The organism is Serratia sp. ME47 (assembly GCF_903970925.1).
GTDB lineage: Bacteria > Pseudomonadota > Gammaproteobacteria > Enterobacterales > Enterobacteriaceae > Serratia > Serratia ureilytica.
Genome location: NZ_CAJCKE010000005.1, coordinates 36,897 through 57,814, shown reverse-complemented (window position 1 = coordinate 57,814; position 20,918 = coordinate 36,897). Strand labels below are relative to the sequence as shown.

The 20,918-nt window shown below is 59.5% G+C and carries 19 protein-coding genes; 11 read left to right on the top strand and 8 right to left on the bottom strand.

The annotated features are described in order from the left end of the window. The first annotated feature begins 467 nt into the window (after nt 1-467). From H7A77_RS07485 to H7A77_RS07470, 4 genes are all read left to right on the top strand, one after another. Nucleotides 468-1,292: an RNase A-like domain-containing protein gene (locus H7A77_RS07485; RefSeq protein ID WP_129993841.1), complete on the top strand. Its 825-nt coding sequence runs from the start codon at nt 468-470 to the stop codon at nt 1,290-1,292. Between the two features lie 4 nt (nt 1,293-1,296). Then, nucleotides 1,297-1,614, top strand: a complete 318-nt coding sequence (locus H7A77_RS07480; protein WP_129993840.1) for a contact-dependent growth inhibition system immunity protein — start codon at nt 1,297-1,299, stop codon at nt 1,612-1,614. A 120-nt stretch (nt 1,615-1,734) separates the two neighbouring features. Beyond that, entirely contained in the window at nt 1,735-2,034 is a 300-nt protein-coding gene (locus tag H7A77_RS07475) for a contact-dependent growth inhibition system immunity protein (protein ID WP_182074001.1), read from the top strand. 22 nt (nt 2,035-2,056) lie between these two features. Continuing rightward, a complete protein-coding gene (locus H7A77_RS07470) occupies nt 2,057-2,476 on the top strand; it encodes a putative T6SS immunity periplasmic lipoprotein (RefSeq protein WP_182074000.1) in 420 nt (139 codons plus the stop codon). Between the two features lie 15 nt (nt 2,477-2,491). Here H7A77_RS07470 and H7A77_RS07465 read toward each other — a convergent pair whose 3' ends face one another. Together H7A77_RS07465 and ascF are read right to left on the bottom strand one after the other, a co-directional pair. After that, nucleotides 2,492-3,922: a 6-phospho-beta-glucosidase gene (locus tag H7A77_RS07465; protein WP_182073999.1), complete on the bottom strand. Its 1,431-nt coding sequence runs from the start codon at nt 3,920-3,922 to the stop codon at nt 2,492-2,494. 144 nt (nt 3,923-4,066) lie between these two features. Beyond that, a complete protein-coding gene (gene ascF / locus H7A77_RS07460; RefSeq protein WP_182073998.1) occupies nt 4,067-5,509 on the bottom strand; it encodes a PTS cellobiose/arbutin/salicin transporter subunit IIBC in 1,443 nt (480 codons plus the stop codon). A 284-nt stretch (nt 5,510-5,793) separates the two neighbouring features. Here ascF and H7A77_RS07455 point away from each other — a divergent pair, with 284 nt between their 5' ends. From H7A77_RS07455 to H7A77_RS07430, 6 genes are all read left to right on the top strand, one after another. Further along, nucleotides 5,794-6,813: a LacI family DNA-binding transcriptional regulator gene (locus H7A77_RS07455; RefSeq protein ID WP_156965084.1), complete on the top strand. Its 1,020-nt coding sequence runs from the start codon at nt 5,794-5,796 to the stop codon at nt 6,811-6,813. A gap of 642 nt (nt 6,814-7,455) precedes the next feature. Next, nucleotides 7,456-8,520: a dTDP-glucose 4,6-dehydratase gene (gene rffG, locus H7A77_RS07450; protein WP_042783600.1), complete on the top strand. Its 1,065-nt coding sequence runs from the start codon at nt 7,456-7,458 to the stop codon at nt 8,518-8,520. Between the two features lie 20 nt (nt 8,521-8,540). Beyond that, entirely contained in the window at nt 8,541-9,410 is an 870-nt protein-coding gene (rfbA, locus tag H7A77_RS07445) for a glucose-1-phosphate thymidylyltransferase RfbA (protein ID WP_033651411.1), read from the top strand. A gap of 75 nt (nt 9,411-9,485) precedes the next feature. Further along, nucleotides 9,486-10,535, top strand: a complete 1,050-nt coding sequence (locus tag H7A77_RS07440; RefSeq protein WP_042783601.1) for a TDP-N-acetylfucosamine:lipid II N-acetylfucosaminyltransferase — start codon at nt 9,486-9,488, stop codon at nt 10,533-10,535. A 54-nt stretch (nt 10,536-10,589) separates the two neighbouring features. Continuing rightward, nucleotides 10,590-11,720, top strand: coding sequence for a dTDP-4-amino-4,6-dideoxygalactose transaminase (rffA, locus tag H7A77_RS07435; protein WP_033651409.1), 1,131 nt, complete (start codon nt 10,590-10,592; stop codon nt 11,718-11,720). Continuing rightward, nucleotides 11,717-13,114: a lipopolysaccharide biosynthesis protein gene (locus H7A77_RS07430; RefSeq protein WP_072626652.1), complete on the top strand. Its 1,398-nt coding sequence runs from the start codon at nt 11,717-11,719 to the stop codon at nt 13,112-13,114. The genes rffA and H7A77_RS07430 overlap by 4 nt, the downstream gene beginning before the upstream one ends. Nucleotides 13,115-13,201: 87 nt before the next feature. On the opposite strand, the gene yjiA is transcribed toward H7A77_RS07430, so the two are convergent. The 3 genes from yjiA to H7A77_RS07415 form a co-directional block, all read right to left on the bottom strand. Further along, nucleotides 13,202-14,155: a GTPase gene (gene yjiA / locus H7A77_RS07425; protein WP_182073997.1), complete on the bottom strand. Its 954-nt coding sequence runs from the start codon at nt 14,153-14,155 to the stop codon at nt 13,202-13,204. 21 nt (nt 14,156-14,176) lie between these two features. Then, complete coding sequence (locus H7A77_RS07420) at nt 14,177-14,380, bottom strand: YbdD/YjiX family protein (protein WP_004953088.1); 204 nt, start codon at nt 14,378-14,380, stop codon at nt 14,177-14,179. Between the two features lie 218 nt (nt 14,381-14,598). After that, a complete protein-coding gene (locus tag H7A77_RS07415; RefSeq protein WP_182073996.1) occupies nt 14,599-16,779 on the bottom strand; it encodes a carbon starvation CstA family protein in 2,181 nt (726 codons plus the stop codon). A gap of 436 nt (nt 16,780-17,215) precedes the next feature. Here H7A77_RS07415 and sfnG point away from each other — a divergent pair, with 436 nt between their 5' ends. After that, nucleotides 17,216-18,310 (top strand): dimethylsulfone monooxygenase SfnG, encoded by a 1,095-nt coding sequence (gene sfnG, locus H7A77_RS07410; RefSeq protein ID WP_025305137.1) that lies wholly within the window; start codon nt 17,216-17,218, stop codon nt 18,308-18,310. A gap of 4 nt (nt 18,311-18,314) precedes the next feature. On the opposite strand, the gene H7A77_RS07405 is transcribed toward sfnG, so the two are convergent. The 3 genes from H7A77_RS07405 to H7A77_RS07395 all read right to left on the bottom strand — a co-directional run bounded on the left by H7A77_RS07405 (nt 18,315) and on the right by H7A77_RS07395 (nt 20,810). Next, nucleotides 18,315-19,199: a LysR family transcriptional regulator gene (locus tag H7A77_RS07405; RefSeq protein ID WP_033641720.1), complete on the bottom strand. Its 885-nt coding sequence runs from the start codon at nt 19,197-19,199 to the stop codon at nt 18,315-18,317. A gap of 27 nt (nt 19,200-19,226) precedes the next feature. Then, a complete protein-coding gene (locus tag H7A77_RS07400; protein WP_019453282.1) occupies nt 19,227-19,919 on the bottom strand; it encodes an MgtC/SapB family protein in 693 nt (230 codons plus the stop codon). Nucleotides 19,920-20,030: 111 nt separating this feature from the next. Beyond that, nucleotides 20,031-20,810: an ABC transporter ATP-binding protein gene (locus tag H7A77_RS07395; RefSeq protein WP_033641721.1), complete on the bottom strand. Its 780-nt coding sequence runs from the start codon at nt 20,808-20,810 to the stop codon at nt 20,031-20,033. Nucleotides 20,811-20,918 lie beyond the last annotated feature (108 nt).

The window sequence follows — 20,918 nt, the reverse complement described above, 5'->3', positions numbered from 1 at the left end:
CTAAACTCGGGTGGTAGCCCAGACGGGGTTAGCGTCACCGGGACATACGAACCGGCGCTTCTTGCGAAGCCCCCGCCTGAGCCACCATTATTTGGAGTGAACTAAAGCTGCTGCATTATTACATAATACAGCGGTAGTATGTCAGATTCGGAACGCTAACTCCGGCTGCGGATTTTGCCGCAGCGGAAAAACTATAACGTTATCAGTAAAAGGAAAAAATAACCTGTATAGAATTACAGTTTATTTGCTTTTAGGATTGGAATGCAGCTCGCAGTTATTTATGGTGGCCTTTTATATTTGTAATGTTGCCTAATGTAGCGAATATAATTCATGTCATTCCATTCCCTAAATGAATGTTATGCACAGTAATCCTCTATTCACGCTGCGAAGCGTAAACCGTTCCAGTATTTATCCTTTCTAGAGCTTATGTTAATCATACGGCTTTGCTAATTCACGGATGAACGAACATGGCGAATGAAGATGAGTTGCGCATTGCCCTGTCGCCGGTTCAGCTTGCGGCGGTGCTATCTGATGAAAGCGTCACTGAAGGTGAAACGCTCAGTAACCGTCTGCTTGGCGGTTTGGGGCTTGCCGGTGGTGTCGTTGAGCTGATGGGGGCCGGGGTGTTGTGTTATGCGCCGGATCCGACGTTTATCACCAAGGTCGGGTGCGTGGTGGTGGGAACGCATAGCCTGGACAGCATCAAAGCCGCTTCCAATCAGATGATTACCGGGCATCCAACAACTACCGATACTTATCAGTCTGCCGTTTTATTGGCGCAAGCATTGGGTGCCGATCGGGAAACGGCCTATAACGTCGGTTTAACGGTCGATATTGCTGTGCCTTTTGTCTTTGCCGGAGCGGTTGGCGCTGCCAGAGTCGTATCCGTGCGCATGGGGCGGGTAAAGCTGGTTGAGCATGAGTCCCCTACGGGGATGAAACCGGGTGGGCATACCATTAAACGCCATGTTGGGGTGACGAAAGAGCAACTGTTAGAGCGTTTAAAAAATCCACGAGTGAACAAGGCCTCTTCGTTTAAATCATTAGGGGCCGCAGAGGTCGCCGTCAGCTCGGCGTTAAAAGCGAATAAAGAGTGGATAAAACTGTGGGCCACGAATCCTGCAGGAAGGCCAAATATTGAGTTAACCCATATTATGTCCAGCGATATCGGTTATGGTCTGAGTAAAAATTCAACGCAATTAGTGAGAACATCGCGATTAAAGGTCGTGTTGCACTATCAGCAGTTTCAAGGTAAACCCTACTTCATACTGACAGCTTTTCCCGACTTTTGAGGTAATGATGAGATTGCACGGAGACTTCAGCGAACTCAGTAGCTTATTCAGTATTTACTTCGGTCAGGATTATGATCTGTTTACTGATGCCGAAACGGCCGAGGGGGTGATTGACGGCTTCCTGGAGCAAAACGGCAGTCAAGTCATCCTCGATATCCTCGAGGAGACTAAAGAGTTTCAGGCGACTTATGCAGGGCGTATAAACGAAGGCATGGCAGAGCATTTTTCAGATGAGTTTGTGCCGGAGAGCTGGGGCACTACCGCGGTAGCGTTCTTTGCCATGTTGCAACGAAAAGCAGAGCAAAAGCTGGGGCAGCTTTAATTAACGCAGTGGATGCCGAGTTATTCGAGCTTGGATCTCGGCCTGGCGTTGTAATGCAACGCACACGCAGTAGTGGCAAACCTTACTTTATCCTTAGCGCTTTCCCTGCGAGATAAGCCGATGAAAACCAGCGAACTTGATAACCTGATCGTCGTTTATTTTGGTCAAGACTATGACCTGATAAATGCAGAGGGCGATATTACTGCGCTGATCGCAGAGTACATTCGTCTGGCGACTCATCAGCAGCGCGAGGCTTTGGTCAATGAGATAGATGCGTTATTGGCGCAGGATAATGTGGAGTCATTTTTCAACCAACGTTTCGGTTTTACCTTCAGCCCTGAGCTATGGGGCACAACGGTTCCCGCGTTTTTGCAGCAGGTGCGTAGTGCCCTCGCGAAGTCATTGACGTATACCAAATGAAGCCCCAGCATTTGAGGTAATCATGAAACGGATTTTCCCCCTCGCATTCCCTTTCCTGCTCGCCGGCTGTCCGTCGATAGGCGATCGCATCCCCGAAGACTATCCCGCCACCGCCAACCTGCGTGGGGGCAAAGTATGCATCACAGTTCAACCGCAGGGAGACGAAAAGCTCGTGGGTATCTCGATTTATCGATTGGATGAGGCGCGGAACCGCACGTTCAAATTCTTCGAGCCGCTGCGGGATATCGCCCCCAATCAGTGCGTCCCTGATGAGGGCTACGTATTTACGCCGGGGAAGCAATACCATTTCTCCGCGAAGCTGGTCTCCATCAAGAAACAGCAGGCAGGTGAGTTCCCCTCTGCGCGTGAATTCGTCGCCGAATTCGTTGTGCAGCAGGAAGGCAATCAACTGCAACTGGAAGCCCTCCGCTCCCCCCGCTAACCCCACCGCCCCAACCTACCCCAAATCCCCCCCATTGCTGGCGATCACTTTCTTATACCACCAGAACGATTTCTTGCGGGTGCGGGCGAGGGTGCCGTTGCCCTGGTCGTCGCGGTCGACGTAGACAAAGCCGTAGCGCTTGCTCATTTCGCCGGTCGAGGCGGCCACCAGGTCGATGCAGCCCCAGGTGGTGTAACCCAGCACCGGCACGCCGTCGGCGATGGCGTCGGCCATGGCGCGGATGTGTTCGCGCAGGTAACTGATGCGGTAGTCGTCCTCAATCTCGCCTGCGGCGTTGAACTCGTCGTGCGCGCCCAGGCCGTTTTCCACCAGGAACAGCGGCTTTTGGTAGCGGTCGTACATCATGTTCATGGTGATGCGCAGCCCCAGCGGATCGATGCCCCAGCCCCAGTCGCTGCGCGGCAGGTGCGGGTTCGCCAGCGATTTCACCACGTTGGCGGCGCTGCTGTTGGTGTCGTTCATGTCGGCGGAGGCGCAGCGCGAGGCGTAGTAGCTAAAGGAGACGAAGTCGACGGTGTGCTTCAGGATGTCGGCGTCTTCCGGTTCCATGACGATGCTGACACCTTTCTCGCGGAAGACGCGGGCAGCGTAGGAGGGGTAAGCGCCGCGCGCCTGCACGTCGATAAAGAACAGGTTCTCGCGGTCTTTCTCCAGCGCGGCCCACACGTCTTCCGGCTTGCTGGACCACGGGTAGAAGTTGCCGCCGGCCAGCATGCAGCCCACCTGGTTGGCGGGGTTCACTTCGTGGGCGATGCGCGTCGCCAGCGCGCTGGCCACCAGTTCGTGGTGCGCGGCCTGGTATTTCACCTGTTCGGGGTTTTCGTCCGCTTCAAACACCAGCCCCGCGCCGGAGAATGGGCTGTGCAGCAGGATGTTGATCTCGTTGAAGGTCAGCCAGTATTTCACCAGCCCGTCGAAGGCTTCGAAGCAGGTGCGGGCGTAGCGAGTGAAGAACTCCACCATCCTGCGGCTGCGCCAGGAGCCGTATTCGGTCACCAGGTGCATCGGCACGTCGAAGTGGCACAGGGTCACCAGCGGTTCGATGCCGTATTGGCGGCACTCTTCGAACAGGCTGCGGTAGAAGGCGATGCCTTCGGCGTTGGGCGTCAGCTCGTCGCCGTTGGGGTAAATCCGGCTCCAGGCGATGGAGGTGCGGAACACGGTAAAACCCATCTCCGCCATCAGCGCGATGTCGTCGCGGTAGCGGTGGTAGAAATCGATGGCGTCGTGGCTGGGATAAAACTCGTCGTCGCGCAGGTTAAAGCGCTTCTCCAGCCCGAGTTTGACCGCCATGCGGTTGGTGCCGTGCGGGATCATATCGACGGTGGTCAGCCCTTTGCCGCCCTCGCGATAGCCGCCTTCCGCCTGGTTGGCGGCTAAAGCGCCGCCCCATAAAAATCCTTTAGGGAATGTTGAATCGGACATGCAATCCTCAATACCCGTCATACTTGAAGCTGCATCCGTGTTGGCTGCGTTCACTTACCCGAATCACTTACTTGTGTAAGCTCATCGGGATTCGCTCTCTTGCCGCCTTGATGCCGCTCCAACTATTTAGGGTATAAATATACGTTAATGCGTTGCGCTGGCGGCGTTCGCCGCCGGTGCGGTTTGGCCGGGCGCGGCGGCGTTTTCCGGCAGATCCTCGAAGCCCAGCATCAGCGTGAGCGCGAACGACAGCACCACCGAGAGCGCCATCACCGCCACCACCCACACGATGCTCATCGGGTTGGCCGGATCGAAGAACTGCACGCTGGTGAACAGCCCGGGCGAGGCCATCGAATGGCTGGCCAACCCGCCGATGCCGGCGACCGCGCCGCAGACGAAGCCGCTGATCAGGCTGGCGATCAGCGGCCGTTTCAGGCGCACCGCCACGCCGTACAGCGCCGGTTCGGAAATCCCCGCCACGATGGCGGAGGCGGCGGCGGCCAGCGCGGTCTGGCGCAGCTCGCGGTTCTTGGTTTTCAGCGCCACCGCCAGCGAAGCGCCGCCCAGCGACAGGTTGGCGCCGATCTCCGAAGGCATCACCATGCCCTCTTTGCCGGTCTCGGCGATGGTCTGGATGATGGTCGGGGTGAACACCCGGTGCATGCCGGTGATCACCAGCAGCGGCCAGATCGCCCCCATGATGGCCACGGAAAGCCAGCCCAGGTAGCCGTGCACGGTGTACACCAGCGCAGAGATGCCGCTGCCTATCCAGATGCCGAGCGGCCCGATAAGCAGAATGGCGATCGGCGCGGCGATCAGTACGATCAGCATCGGCTTGAGGAAGTTCTTGGTCACCGCCGGGGTGATGCGATCCACCCCGCGTTCGATGTGCGACAGGATCCAGGTCATCACCAGCGCCGGGATCACCGTGTAGGTGTATTTCACCGCCGTCACCGGGATGAAGGCGAATTCCACCGCCTGGCCCTGCGCCGCCTTGGCCATCAGATCGATAAAGTTGGGATGCACCAGCACCCCGGCGATGGCGATCGCCAAAGACATGTTGGTTTTGAACTTCAGCGCCGCCGAGGCGGCGACCATCACCGGCAGGAAGAAGAACGCGCCGTCGCCGATCACGTTGAGGATGACGAGGGTCGAGGAGCCTTTCTCGAATACCCCGGCCATGTCCAGGATCATCGCCAACAGCTTCACCATCGAGCCGCCGATGATGGCGGGGATCAGGGGCGACATGGTGCCCACCAGCGCGTCGAGAATGCCGGCGCCGATGCCCTTCAGGGTGAGCTTGCGTTTTACCGGGGCGGCGGGGGCCGCCGCGCCTGGCATGCCGAGCGCCAGCACCGCCTGATAGGCTTTGGCCACCTCGTTGCCGATGATCACCTGGCACTGCTCGCCGCTGTGCACCACGCCCAGCACGCCGTTGATGGCCTTCAGCGCCGGCGTGTCGATCCGCGCTTTGTCTTTCACCACGAATCTCAGGCGGGTCATGCAGTGGGTCACGGCCTCGATATTGCCCGTGCCGCCCAGGGCGGCCACGATGGCGTGCGAGATCTCTGCGTAGTTCTTCGGCATGGCGTGTCGTCTCTCAGATAGCAATTCGGATAGCCCAAAGGCGAATATTTACTGCCTGGGCGATCCGTCGTTCCATCCGTATGAAACGCCCACAAGAAACCGGTTTCACAAAATCATGTATTGGTGTTTTGTGGTTGGCAAGAACTATGATTTTTGGCGTTTCGTTTTCGTGATCTGGATCGTCAGAGGTAAGTGCGCACCGACGCGCAGGGGCGCGAAAGCGTTCCAAACGCCGGGCGTCTTGGGTAGACTGCGCTGAACCCATGGATTTTGGCGGCGCACAGATGGCAACGATACTCGAGGTGGCGAAAAAGGCCGGCGTTTCAAAGGCGACGGTGTCGCGCGTTTTGTCCGGCAGCGGCTATGTCAGCGAGGAGAAACGCGCATTGGTGGATAAAGCCATCGCGGAAACCGGCTATCGGCCCAACCTGCTGGCGCGCAGCCTGGCGACCAACACCACCCAAACCCTCGGCCTGGTGGTTACCAACACCCTCTACAGCGGCAACTATTTCAGCGAACTGATGGCGCAGTCGGCGCGCATCATGGAGGCGAACGGCCGCCAACTGATCCTGGCGGACGGCAAGCACACCGCGGAAGAGGAGCGGGCCGCCATTCAGTTTTTGCTGGATCTGCGCTGCGACGGGGTGATCATCTATCCGCGTTTTCTGTCGATCGCGGAAATGGACGAGATCGTCTCCCAACACCGCCAGCCGATTCTGGTGATCAACCGGCGGCTGCGGCTGAACGACAGCTACTGCATCTTCAGCGATCAGCACGCCGCCGGCGCGGCGGCGGTGGCGCACCTGATCGCGCGCGGCCATCGCGACATCGCCTTTATCACCGGCTCGCTCGATTCCCCCACCGGGCTGGAGCGGCTTTCCGGCTACAAGTCCGCGCTGGCGCAGCAGGGCATTGCGGTTAACGAGGCGTTGATCGTTGAAGGAAAATGGCACGCGCAAAGCGGCGTGGCGGCGGTCGATGCGTTGCTGGCCGGCGGGCAGCCGTTCAGCGCCATCGTCGCCGGCAACGACGAAATGGCCATCGGCGCGATGAAGCGGCTGGCGGAGCGCGGCGTGGCGGTGCCGGAGGCGGTATCGGTCATCGGCTTCGACGACATCCCGCTGGCGCCCTATACCGTACCGTCGCTGTCGAGCATGAAGATGCCGGTCACCGAGATGATCCAGGAGACTATCAACCGCCTGTTGTCGATGCTGGACGGCGGCGAGCTGAGCAAGCGCCCCAGCTTCCCGGCCAGCCTGATCGAGCGCGAGTCGGTGGCGGCGGGGCCGTACGAGCGAAGTTGAACTCGGCAATGCGTCCATGTGGTTTGTGAAGGCGTAGGTTGACCGTACAAGCCGTTATCACCCGGCGCAGCGCCGTCACCCCATAGCCATGACTTTTCGCGACGGCGCGTCAGTCGCTCCCCTTACCACCCTGAGTAATAATCTGAAAGAGCGCCCCAAGGCTGCTCTTTCGGGCCGCTATACGTTATGTTATCCCCCGAAAGTTTGGCCGTTCCCACCCGCTTTTAGCGATTGAAAGCATCACGCTGTCTTCTGCGACGGCATGGCTTCCTGCGTTGCGTCGGTGAACGGTTTCAGTGGCAAACCTTGCGGCCCTGCGGATGAACGGCCTGAGCGTGTCGCCGTCCGGCGGCAATACCCGAGCGACCACCAGAGATTGGCGTCTGTGAGCCAAGGGCGGTAGCGTAGCCGTCCGGCGTTTCCGGCGGCGATACCCGAACACGACGGTTGCGTGCCGACCTAAAACCAACAGAGCTGCGATGCAGCTCTGTTGGTTTTAGGGGCTTGCTCGCGGCGGGATTGGGGGAATGCTGTGATTCGATGGTCGGCAGGGTGTTTACCCACGACAAGGCCTTTAGCCGTTTTATGCGCATGTAAAACAATGTGGCGATGAAATGACCACGGCGTATTTTAGAGGATTCTATGAAAATTATCGTTACCGGCGGCGCCGGGTTTATTGGCTCGGCCGTTGCCCGCCATATTATCAATGATACCGCTGATCACATTTTGGTGCTGGATAGCCTGACCTATGCCGGCAACCTCGAATCCCTGGCGCCGATCGCCGATAGCGATCGTTACACCTTCGAGCAGGTCGATATCTGCGACCGTCAGGCGTTGGATCGCGTGTTCGCCGCCTTCCAACCCGATGCGGTGATGCACCTGGCCGCCGAAAGCCACGTCGATCGTTCTATTGACGGCCCGGCCGCCTTTATCGAAACCAACATCGTCGGCACCTACACCTTACTGGAGGCGGCTCGCCAGTATTGGCACGCCCTGGACGCCGAGCGCAAGCAGGCGTTCCGCTTCCATCACATCTCCACCGACGAGGTGTATGGCGATCTGCACGGCACCGACGATCTGTTTACCGAAACCACGCCGTATGCGCCAAGCAGCCCGTATTCCGCCTCCAAAGCCGCCAGCGATCACCTGGTGCGCGCCTGGTTGCGCACCTACGGTTTACCGACCGTCGTCACCAACTGTTCGAACAACTACGGTCCTTACCATTTCCCGGAAAAGCTGATCCCGTTGACGATCCTGAACGCGCTGGAAGGCAAGCCGCTGCCGGTATACGGCAACGGCGCCCAGGTGCGCGACTGGCTGTACGTCGAGGATCACGCGCGGGCGCTGTATAAGGTGGTCACTGAAGGCGCGGTGGGCGAAACCTATAACATCGGCGGCCACAACGAGCGCAAAAATATCGAAGTGGTGCAAACCATTTGCGCGCTGTTGGATGAGCTGGTGCCGAACAAACCGGGCGACATCGCGCATTATGCGGATCTCATCACCTTTGTCACCGACCGCCCTGGGCACGATATGCGCTATGCGATCGACGCCGCCAAAATCGATGCGGAGTTGGGGTGGAAGCCGCAGGAGACCTTTGAAAGCGGCATTCGCAAAACCGTGGAATGGTATCTGGCGAATGAGACCTGGTGGCGCCGGGTGAAAGACGGCTCCTATGCCGGCGAGCGTCTGGGTTTGACCCGTTAATCGATTTTTAAGGAAGAAGTATGAAAGGCATTGTTTTAGCGGGCGGTTCCGGCACGCGTCTCTATCCCATCACGCGCGGCGTTTCCAAGCAGCTGTTGCCGATTTACGATAAGCCGATGGTCTATTATCCGATCTCCGTGCTGATGCTGGCGGGGATCCGGGATATCCTGATCATCTCCACCCCGGAAGATATGCCCTCCTTCAAGCGCTTGCTGGGCGACGGCAGCCGTTTCGGCATCAATCTGAGTTATGAAATCCAGCCGAGCCCGGACGGCCTGGCGCAGGCCTTTCTCATTGGCGAAGCGTTCATCGGCGGCGACAGCTGCGCGCTGGTGCTCGGCGACAACATTCACTTCGGCCAGGGCTTCGGCAACAAGCTGGAGTCGGTGGTGAAGCGCAGCGAAGGGGCGACCGTCTTCGGCTATCAGGTGATGGATCCTGAACGTTTCGGCGTGGTGGAGTTCGACGATAACTTCCGCGCGTTGTCGCTGGAAGAAAAACCGGCCGTGCCGAAATCCAACTGGGCGGTCACCGGGCTTTATTTCTATGACCATCACGTGGTCGAGATGGCCAAGCAGGTGAAGCCGTCGGCGCGCGGCGAGCTGGAAATCACCACTCTCAACCAGATGTATCTGGAGCGCGGCACGCTAAACGTCGAGCTGCTGGGGCGCGGTTTCGCCTGGCTGGATACCGGCACGCACGACAGTCTGATCGAAGCCTCTCAGTTTATACATACCATTGAGAAGCGTCAGGGCTTCAAGGTCGCTTGTCTGGAAGAGATCGCCTACCGAAAAGGCTGGTTGACGCGCGAGCAGCTGGCCGCCGAAGCCAAGCTGCTCGGCAAAACGCTGTATGGCCAGTATCTGTCGCAGCTGATCGCGGAAAAATAACCCCGGCCCGGCCCGTCGTGCACCGAACATCCGGCGCGCGGCGGGGCGCTGGACGAACCTGCATATAGAGCGGATATGAGCACTGTACATATTTGTCCTCTGGATAAATTCATCCCTTCATTCATTGAATTTGTGAATGAGAAATTCGATCCCGATGAGCACACCTTTTGGGTTTACGGCGATAAGGCGCGTTTCGCTTTGCCGCAGGCGGATAACGTTCATTATCTCGGGGCGGATCTGTTCGGCAACGTCAAGCCGACCCTGAAGTTGATGAAGGCCATTCAACGCCACGACCGGGTGATTCTGCACAGCTTCCACGGCATCAAGATGGCGCTGCTGCTGCTGTTGACCCCCTGGGTATTAAAGAAATGCTATTGGTTCATGTGGGGCGGCGATCTCTACCAATACCAAATCGGCAAGCGCAACTTCAAATGGCGCCTGACGGAGCTGCTCCGCCGCCCGGCCATCAAGCGTATGGGCAACTTTGTCACTTATATCAAGGGCGATTACGAGCTGGCTAAAAAGTGGTACGGCTGCGCCGGCCGGTGGCATGAGTGCCTGCTGTATACCAGTAACGTATACAAGAAAAACGTCATCGGCGAACGTGCGGCGGACGCGGACGATAAAACCACCATTTTGCTGGGTAATTCCGCCGATCCGACCAATAATCATTTTGCCGCGTTCGACGTTTTGGAAACCTACAAAAACGAGAATATCGAACTGGTCGTGCCGCTCTCCTACGGCAATAAACGCTATGCGGCAGAAGTGGTGGCCGAAGGCACGCGGCGCTTTGGCGAGAAGTTTGTCCCCTTGACCGACTTTATGCCTTTCCAGCACTACCTGGCGCTGCTGGGGAAAGTGGATATCGCGGTGTTCAATCACCATCGCCAGCAGGCGATGGGCAACACCATTTCCCTGCTGGGGCTGAAAAAAACGGTGTTCTTGAATCCGGGCACCACGCAGTGGGATTTCTTTCAGGAAAAGGGTATTCAGGTATTGGATCTTCAAACGTTTTCGCTACGCAGCTTGAGCGCGGCGGAAAAGGATGACAACGAGCAAAAAATCGAAGCCTATTTCTCCGCTGAGAACCTGACCGCGCAGTTAAAGGCCGTCTTTACTTCCTGATGCCGCACGGCTCACCGCCTCGGCATGCATTCAGAATCGACAACAAGGGATAACATGATACCGTTCAACAAACCACCGGTAACCGGCAACGAAATTCAATATATCAATGCGGCGTTGGAGAATGGGAAACTGTCGGGCGATGGCCCGTTCGGCAAACAGTGCCAGCAATGGTTTGAAAACAAGCTGGGGTGCAAACACGCGCTGTTGACCCCGTCTTGCACCGCCGCGCTGGAGATCGCCGCGCTGCTGGTCGATATCCAGCCGGGCGACGAAGTTATCATGCCAAGCTACACCTTCGTCAGCACCGCCAACGCCTTCGTGTTGCGCGGCGCAAAAATCAAATTCGTCGATATCCATCCTGAAACCATGAATATGGATGCAGCGCTGGTGGCTGCGGCGATCACCGATAAAACCAAAGCCATCGTGCCCGTGCATTATGCCGGCGTCTCCTGCGATATGGATGCGATCATGCGCCTGGCCGACCAACATAACCTGCTGGTGGTTGAAGACGCCGCGCAGGGCGTCATGAGCAAATACAAAGGCGATTTCGTCGGCGTTAAAGGCCATCTGGCGGCTTTCAGCTTCCATGAAACCAAAAACTACACCAGCGGCGGTGAAGGCGGCGCGTTGGTGATCAATGACGAACGCTTTATCAAACGCGCCGAAATTCTGCGTGAGAAGGGCACCGATCGCAGCCAGTTCCTGCGCGGCCAGGTAGACAAGTATACCTGGGTCGATTTCGGCAGCAGCTTCCTGCCGGGCGAACTGCAGTCGGCTTGCCTGTGGGGGCAGTTGGAACTGGCCGATGAGATCAACGATAACCGCCTGGCGACCTGGCACAAGTACTATGCGAGCTTTGCGCCGCTGGCGGAGAAAGGGCTGCTGACGTTGCCGACCATCCCGGCGGACTGCGAGCATAATGCGCATATGTTCTATGTGAAGCTGAAGGATATCGAGCAAAGAACGCAGTTCATCGCTCACCTGAAGGCCTGTGGCGTCATGGCGGTGTTCCATTATATTCCGCTGCACTCGGCGCCGGCGGGCAAGGTCTTCGGCACCTTCATCGGCGAAGACAACTACACTACCCGCGAAAGCGAGAGACTGGTTCGCTTGCCGCTGTACTACAAAATGAGCGATGCCGATCTGAATAAAGTCATTGAAAGCGTAGTGAGGTTCTTTGAGTGAACGCCCGCAAGATCCTGGCGTTCGCTATCGGGCCGATCGGTAATGCCGCGCTGGGATTGTTGACCCTGCCGGTGATCACCTGGCTGTTTTCGGCGGACGACGTAGGCCGAATCAGCATGCTGAACGTGGCCGTGTCTTTCTGCGTGCTGTTTTTCAGTTTGGGGCTCGATCAGGCTTACGTTCGGGAATACCACGGCGAATCCGATCGCGGGCAGCTGTTGAAGAACGTTGCTTTCCCCGGCTTGCTGATGATCGTCATCATCAGCGCCGTGTTCCTGCTGTTCCCCGGCAGTTTGTCCGCGTTGCTGTTCGAACAGAAAGACACGGCGATAAGCTGGCTTGTCATGCTGATTCTGTTGGCTTCGTTCATCAACCGTTTCCTGTCCCTGATACTCAGGATGCAGGAGAAGGGGATGGCGTTTTCGCTCAGCCAACTGATGCCCAAGCTGATGACGCTGATCGTTATCGGCCTGTGCTATGTCCTGTTCACCCAGCATACGCTGATGCAGCTGGTGGTGGCGAACGCCGTCGGTTTTATCGCGGTGTCGCTGATGCTGATGTGGTCTTCCCGGGCGGATTGGATCGCCGCGCTGCGCAGTTCGCTGGACGCCGGCAAACTGAAAGCGATGCTCAAGTTCGGCTATCCGCTGATTTTGGGCGGGCTGGCGTTTTGGGGGCTAACCACCATCGATCGGATGTTCGTGCGAGCCTATTCCGGCTTTGAACAATTGGCTATCTTCTCGGTGGCGGTCAGCTTCGCCGGCGTGGCGAGCATTCTGCAAAGCGTATTTTCTACCGTTTGGGCGCCGATGGTCTACAAGCTGGCGGAATCCAACGAGGGCGGCGAGCAGCAGATGATCAACAAGGTCACGCAGTGCATGCTGATTGCCGTGGTTTGCCTGTTCAGTCTGGGGGGGCTATTTTCCTGGCTGGTTGACTTTGTCTTGCCCGCTAACTACGTGAATGTGAAATACATTCTGGTTGCGAGCCTGGGTTTCCCTTTGCTGTTCACGCTGTCGGAAACGACGGCGGTCGGCATCGGCCTGAGCAGAAAGACCGGTTACACCATGCTGGCTTCCTTGATCGCGTTGATTATCAACGTGGCGGCCAACGCACTGCTGGTGCCTCGTTTCGGCGCCGGTGGCGCGGCGGTCAGCACCTGCCTGGCCTTCTGGGCATTCTTGATCCTGAGAACGGAGTTCTCGATTATCAGTTGGAAGACCATGCCGCGTTTTGAAATGTATTTCTTCACTTTCCTGTGTCTGGCGGGGGCGTCGGCTTCCGCGCTGGCGGGCGAGAAAATGAAATACGAGCTGTTTGTCTATTGGGGCGTCCTGCTGGCCGTTGTGCTGGTGAGGAACCTGCGGTTCCTTAAATCGTTCGCCAAAAGATAACGTTTTCGGTCAGGCAACCCGTTGCGGGTTGCCGCCGTTTTGACTTCCCCCATCCAGCGCTATCCGATGGCGCTCACTTCTCCTGGCTCAACGCAGCCGCTGCCGAATCTCCTCCTCCGGCAAATCCACACCGATAAACACCAGCGTGCTCTTGCGCTCTTCCTCAGGCAGCCATTCCCGATCCCAGTCGGCGTTATACAGCCGCTGCACGCCCTGGAACAGCAGGCGGCGCGGCTCGTCTTCGATAGACAGAATGCCTTTGTAGCGCAGCAGGTTGTCGGCGTATTCCAGCAGCAGGCCTTCCATCACGTCGGAGATTTGCATCAGCGGCAGCGGGCGCTCCAGCGTCACGACAATTGAGCGGATGTCGCTCTGTGGCTGCGGGATGCGGCGGAACAGCGGGGCGGGCGGCGTCAGGTTCAGCTTGTCGTTCAGCGTGAAGCCTTCGATGTCGAACAGCACGCTCAGATCGATATCGCCGTGCGTGACCTTGTAGACCGGCGCGCGGGCGTTCATCCGCTGCAGCCGCTGGATCAGCGCCTCGCAGTCCGGCGCCACGTCGGTTTTGGTCAACAGGATGCGGTCGGCGTAGCCCACCTGCGCCTGGGCGATGCTGAACTGGCTCAGCTGCTGCTCGGCGTGCGCCGCGTCCACCAGGGTGATGATGCCGTCCAGCAGGAAGCGCTCGCACAGGATCTCGTGCGAGAAAAAGGTCTGGGTAATCGGGCCGGGATCGGCCATGCCGGTGCATTCGATGATCAGCCGATCGAACGCCAGCTGGCCGCTGTCGACGCCGTCCAGCAGATCCAGCAGCGCGTCTGCCAGTTCGTTGGACTTGCTGCAGCAGATGCAGCCGTTGCTCAACGTGGTGATGCGGCTGGCGCGATCGCCGATCAGCGCGTCGTCGATCGGCACTTCGCCAAACTCGTTCTCGATGACCGCGATCTTATAGCCGTGTTCGGCGTTCAGGATGTGGCGCAGCAGGGTGGTTTTGCCGGCGCCCAAAAAGCCGGTCAGGATGGTGACTGCGATGGGTTTCATACGGGTCCTTGTGACTGCGGGTTAACAGCAGCGCATGCCGCCTTTGCCGTCGCCGCCGTAGCGCGCTTGTTGGCGCTCGCGGAAAAATTCTTTATAGGTCATCACCGGCTTGTCCGGGTGGTTGTCTTTCATGTGCTGGACGTAGGTATCGTAGTCAGGCACGCCCACCAACATGCGCGCCGCCTGCCCGAGATACTTCCCCGCCTGGCCGAGATTTCCGAACATAAGCCTTCTCCAACTCTACCCTGCATCACTACAGCGCTTGCTTTAGCCTGATATTAGGGGAAGCCGGGGGATGGGGTTCCCGCAGGGATGCCCCACCTCCGGGTCGCCCCGGGTATCTCGATTGCATCGCGCCGCACGCCTGGCACCTTGCGATGCACAGGCCGTGCGGCTTTGGGTACTGCTTAACGTTTATTATGCAGGGTATCCGTTAAATCACATCAATGCTGGGTCGAAACTTTGACCTCCCCCTCAGTTACGCCGTCGGCGGGCGCGGCCTGCGGCACCGGAACGTAAGGCGTTTCCTGATCGGTGCGTTTCGGGTTCTTGTGCGCCGCCATCGCGGTTTTCACCCCGTAGAAGATGATGCTGTACACCACCAGCAGGAACAGAATGCTCAGCCCGGCGTTGGTGTAGTTGTTCACCACGATGTGGTTCATGTTGGCGATCTGCTGGGCGCTCAGCTCGGCGCCGCCCTCGGCGATTTTGCGTTTGTATTCGCCGGCCAGGAAGAAGAAGCCTTCCAGCTGCGGGTTGTCGCTGAACAGCTTCAGGCCCAGCGCGTAGGTGGTGCAGATCAGCAGCCACACCGCCGGCAGCACGGTCACCCAGATGTATTGCGGGCGCTTCATCTTAATCAGCACCACGGTGCCCAGCACCAGCGCCACGGCGGCCAGCATCTGGTTGGAGATGCCGAACAGCGGCCACAGGCTCTTCACGCCGCCGAGCGGATCCACCACGCCCTGATACAACAGGTAGCCCCACAGCCCGACGCAGCCGGCGGTGCCGATGATGCCGGCCACCAGCGAGTCGGTTTTCTTCAGGAACGGCACGAAGTTGCCGAGCAGATCCTGCAGCATAAAGCGGCCGGAGCGGGTGCCGGCGTCCAGCGCGGTCAGGATGAACAGCGCCTCGAACAGAATGCCGAAGTGATACCAGAAGCCCATGTTGGCGCCCGGAATGATCTGGTGGAACACGTGGGCGATGCCCACCGCCAGCGTTGGCGCGCCGCCGGCGCGGTTCAGCACCGAAGGTTCGCCGATGTCGGTGGCGGTCTGCAGGATCTGTTCCGGGCTGATGACGAAGCCCCAGGAGCTGACCGCCGCCGCCGCGTGCACGGTCACGTCCTTCAGCGAAGCCATGATCATCGGCGCGTCTTCGGTGCCCAGGCGGTGCAGATCCGGCATGGTGATGCCCAGCGCCGCCGGCGGGGTGTTCATGGCGAAGTACAGGCCCGGCTCGATGATGGAAGCCGCCACCAGCGCCATGATGGCGACGAAGGACTCCATCAGCATCGCACCGTAGCCGATAAAGCGCGCGTCGGTCTCATTGGCCAGCAGCTTCGGCGTGGTGCCGGAGGCGATCAGCGCGTGGAAGCCGGAGACCGCGCCGCAGGCGATGGTGATGAACAGGAACGGGAACAGCGTGCCTTTCCACACCGGGCCGGTGCCGTCGACGAACTGGGTCACCGCCGGCATTTTCAGCTCGGGGTTGAGGATCAAGATGCCGATCGCCAGCCCGACGATCACGCCGATTTTCAGGAAGGTGGCCAGGTAGTCGCGCGGCGCCAGGATCAGCCACACCGGCAGCAGAGCGGAGACGAACGCGTAGCCGATCAGCGTGAAGGTGATGGTGGTGTCTTTAAAGGTCAGCGCCGGGCCCCAGTACGGGTCGTGCGCCACCACGCCGCCGAACCAGATGGCGGCCACCAGCAGCACGATGCCGATGATTGACACTTCACCCACGCGGCCGGGGCGCAGGTAGCGCATGTAGATGCCCATAAACAGCGCGATCGGCACGGTGGAGCAGACGGTGAACACGCCCCACGGGCTTTCCGCCAGCGCTTTCACCACGATCAGCGCCAGCACCGCCAGGATGATGATCATGATCAGGAAGCAGCCGAACAGCGCGATGGTGCCCGGTATCGGCCCCATCTCTTTTTTGATGATCTCACCGAGCGAGGCGCCATTGCGGCGCGAGGAGATGAACAGCACCATAAAGTCCTGCACCGCCCCCGCCAGCACCACGCCGCCCAGCAGCCACAGCGTGCCGGGCAGGTAGCCGACCTGCGCGGCCAGCACCGGCCCCACCAGCGGCCCGGCGCCGGCGATGGCGGCGAAGTGGTGGCCGAACAGCACGTTCTTGTTGGTCGGCACGTAGTTGAGGCCGTCGTTGTTGACCACCGCCGGGGTGGCGCGGCCGGCGTCCAGCTTCATCACCCTGGTGGCGATGTACAGGCTGTAGTAGCGGTAGGCCACCAGATACACCGCCACCGAAGCGACGACGATCCACAGCGCGCTGATGTGTTCGCCGCGGCGCAGCGCCACCACGCCGAGGCAGGCTGCGCCGAGTATCCCCAGCAGCATCCACGGAATGTGCTTTAAAATCCCCTCTCGTTTCATGAGGTATCCTTAATTCCAGTCTGCAAAATATGAATGAACTCATCCGCTTGTAAGAGATGTCAGAGTGGCGCGGTGAGCCGTAGCGTCTTTCCCGAGGTAAGGCGGGTTTAGGAACAGCTCATCATCGCCGGGGGTAAGGGGGGAAGACAGGCGTATTTCGGTCAGCGGTCAGATCCGCCGGGTAAACGGTTGGATTGGCGGGGTGAGCGGTTTGTTGCATAACCAACAGCCGCCCGTCAGCCGCTGTTGCCAATGCAGCACCCGCCCGCACCCGTCGGCTTTAAACGCCCGGTTTTTCAGCCAGATGCCTTAACGTGGCGATTGGCACGCATCCTGCTATCGGATTTATAACCAAAACAAGGTTTTCAATATTTGGAAATCAATAATGGTTATATGCGCGCCGCATAACGGCGCCGACGGTCAGAGGGAGAGAAGCATGTCAGCAGCAAACCACTCGCAGCAGCCGATTCAGTTCGCCTACTGGGTGCCGAACGTTTCCGGCGGCCTGGTGATCAGCAATATCCCGCAGCGCACCGGTTGGGACATCGGTTATAACCGCAAGCTGGCGCAGATCGCCGAGCGCGCCGGTTTCGACTACGCGCTTACCCAGATCCGCTTCACCGCCGGTTACGGCGCGGAGAACCAGCACGAATCGGTGTCGTTCTCACAGGCTCTGCTGGACGCCACCGAAAAGCTGAAAGTGATCGCCGCGCTGCTGCCGGGGCCGTGGAACCCCACGCTGGCGGCCAAACAGATCGCCACCATCAGCCATCTTTCCAACGCGCGCATCGCGGTGAACATTGTCAGCGGCTGGTTCCGCGGCGAGTTCAAGGCCATCGGCGAGCCATGGCTGGATCATGAGGAGCGCTACCTGCGCTCGGAAGAGTTTATCCGCTGCCTGCGCGGCATCTGGACTGAGCCCAGCTTCACCTTCGCCGGCGATTTCTACCGTTTCCGCGACTACTCGCTGAAGCCGAAGCCGCTGGCGCCGTTGCCGGAAATTTTCCAGGGCGGCAGCTCACGCGCGGCGCGCGACATGGCGGCGCGGGTCTCGGACTGGTATTTCACCAACGGCAACAGCGTGGAGGGCATTCGCCGGCAGGTGGAGGACATCCAGAGCAAGGCGCAGGCCAATCACCATCGGGTGAAGGTGGGGGTGAACGGTTTTGTCATCGCCCGCGAGAGCGAACAGGCGGCGCAGGCGGTGCTGCAGGAGATCATCGATCACGCCAACCCGGAGGCGGTGCAGGGCTTCGGGCACGAGGTGAAAAACGCCGGGGCGGCCTCGCCCGAGGGCGAGGGCAACTGGGCCAAGTCCACCTTCGAAGATTTGGTGCAGTATAACGACGGCTTTAAAACCAACCTGATCGGCACGCCGCAGCAGATCGCCGAGCGCATAATCGCGTTGAAAGACGCCGGGGTGGATCTGCTGTTGCTGGCGTTTCTGCACTTCCAGGAAGAGGTGGAGTACTTCGGCCGTGAAGTGATCCCGCTGGTGCGCGAACTGGAGCGCCAGCGGGCGGCGGCCTGAGCGTTCAACCCGTTTGCAGGGTTTGCAGCAGGTGGATAAAGGCGGCGCTGAGCGGCGGCGTGGCCGGCTCATGGCGGGTAAAGACATAAAAGCGCGCGCTGATGTCGATCCCCTGCGTCGGGATTTTCTGCAGGTGCAGCTGCGGGGCGTAGTGCGCGACGACCCGATCGCTCAGCAGCGCGATATAGCCCTGCTGCCTGACCAGGCACCAGGTCGCCAGAAAGGAGTCGGTCTCGACGATCTGGCCGTGCGGCGTGTAACGCTCGGCGATCTCGCGGATGGCGGCGTGCCCCACCGAGCAGGAGCGCGGCACCACCCATTTGGCTTCGGCCGGCGGCTGCCCGGCGGCGGTCAGGTCGCCCCCTTGATAGAGCGAGAAGCGCTCGCTCTTCAGCGCCTGCATGGCCAGATCGGCGCCGCCCGCCGCGCCGTTCAGGCTGCTGACCGCCAAATCCAGCTCGCAGTTTCTCAGCCGGGCGAGCAGGCCTTCCGGGCCGTCTTCCACCACCGTCACCCGGGTATGCGGGTAGCGGCGGTTGAAGCCTTCGAGCACCTGGGGCAGGTAGCACAGCAGCGGATCGACGCTCATCCCCACCCGCAGGCGCTTCTCGCCGCCGGCGCTCATGCCGCGCAGCTCGTCAAACGCGCTGAGCAACTGATTGGTGGCGGCGTCTATCCGCCGGTAAAACAGCTCGCCGACCGCCGTCAGGCGCACGCCGCGGTTGCTGCGCTCCAGCAACCGCGCGCCGATGGACATTTCCAGCTCTTTGAGCACCCGGCTGAGCGTCGGTTGCGAGACGGCCAGTTTTTTCGCGGCATCGTGCAAACTTCCGCAGTGAACGATGTCTTTGAACATCGTCAGATGAGCCAGTTTTGGCATGGTTTTCATGGTGGATCTCCCTGGAAGTGAACGGCATTAGCCGGAGCCGGCGATGCGGCTGTAATAGGCCTGTTTCATCATGCTGTCGTTCAGCAGTTTATTGATGGTCTGGTCGAGCACCGGCGTGGTGACGGAGGCCGGCATCAGCGTGGCGGTGATCTCCACGTCGTCGTCGCCAAAGGGTTCGATATCCAGATGCGAGATAAAGCAGTTTTCTCCTTGCAGCACCTGTTTGAATTTGGCCAGCGCTTCACGCTGTTCATGCTCGAAGGCAATGACGCAAATCTGGTAGGTGGATTCGCCGTTAACGTCATTGAAGGGCTGTTTGTTGACCATATTGACCAGAGGGCGCAGCAGGGTGTTGGCGGCGAGCACGAACAGCGTGGCGGCCAGCGCATCGCCGTACAGGCCGCAGCCGGCGCAGGCGCCGACCGCTGCGGAGCCCCAGAGCGTGGCGGCGGTGTTCAGGCCGCGGATGTTCATCCCTTCTTTCATGATGGCCCCGGCGCCGAGAAAGCCGACGCCGGAGACCACGTAGGAGATGACGCGCACCGCGCCGCCGCTGCCGTCGATGGTCATGGCCAGGTGGACGAAGATCGCCGCGCTGGTGGCCACCAGCGTATTGGTACGCAGCCCGGCGGTGCGCTGGCGGAATTGTCTTTCGTAGCCGATGGCGGCGCCCAGGACGGACGCGGTCAGCAGCGTCAGCAGTGTATGAATGAAATGCATGATAATAACTCGATGTATTATCCGCTTATCATGAGCCACCCGTGGCGGGGTGACTCTTGATAAACAGGTAGTTAAGTTGGCGGGATCCGTCCCGCCAGGCCAGGGCGGCGCTCAGTGCGCGGCGGCGATCTGCCGGCTGAGCGTCTCGCTGATTTTGTCCGTCAGCGGCTGCATCCCCTCGCGGGTGCGCGTCTCGCGGCGCTGCGCGATGTGATAGCAGCCGTCGAGGGTGCCGGCGCCCAGCAGGAGGATGCGATCAGACATCATCACCGCTTCCTCTACGCTGTGGGTCACCAGCACGATGGAGCGGGTTTTGATCTGGCGCGTGCTCCAGATGCGCAGCAGATCGCTGCGCAGGTGTTCGCCGGTATAGACGTCCAGCGCGGAAAACGGCTCATCCAGCAACAGCAGCATCGGTTCTACCGCCAGCGCGCGCGCAAAGCCGACCCGCTGGCGCATGCCGCCGGAAAGCTCGCGCGGGTAGGCGTCGCGGTAGGGCGCGAGCCCGACCAGATCGAGCATTTTCAGCGTCTGGGTTTCGACCACCTGCGGCGGCAGATCCTGCGCCTGCAGCCCGAAGGCGATATTTTGGTAGACGTTCAGCCACGGGAAAATGGCGAAGGTCTGGAACACCATGTTGATCTGCGGATTCGGCCCCGAGACTTTTTTATCCCCCAGCATCACGGTGCCCAGATCCGGCGCGATCAGGCCGGAAAGTATGCGCAGCAGGGTGGACTTGCCCGAGCCGGACTGCCCCAAAATGCTGACGACCTCGTTATCGTAGAGGCGCAGGTTGATTTCATTCAGCACCAGGCGTTTTTCTTTACCGGTAGGCTGAACGCTTTTGCTGACGTTATTAACCGTCAGCAGCGTGGTTTTTTTTACCATCATGATGTTTCTCCACTCAATTAAAAATATGAGCATGGAAAAATGGCCGATAGTTATCGCCGCGCAGGGGTAAAATAAATGCGAGCGCAAATAAGCCTGAGCGTTATCGGC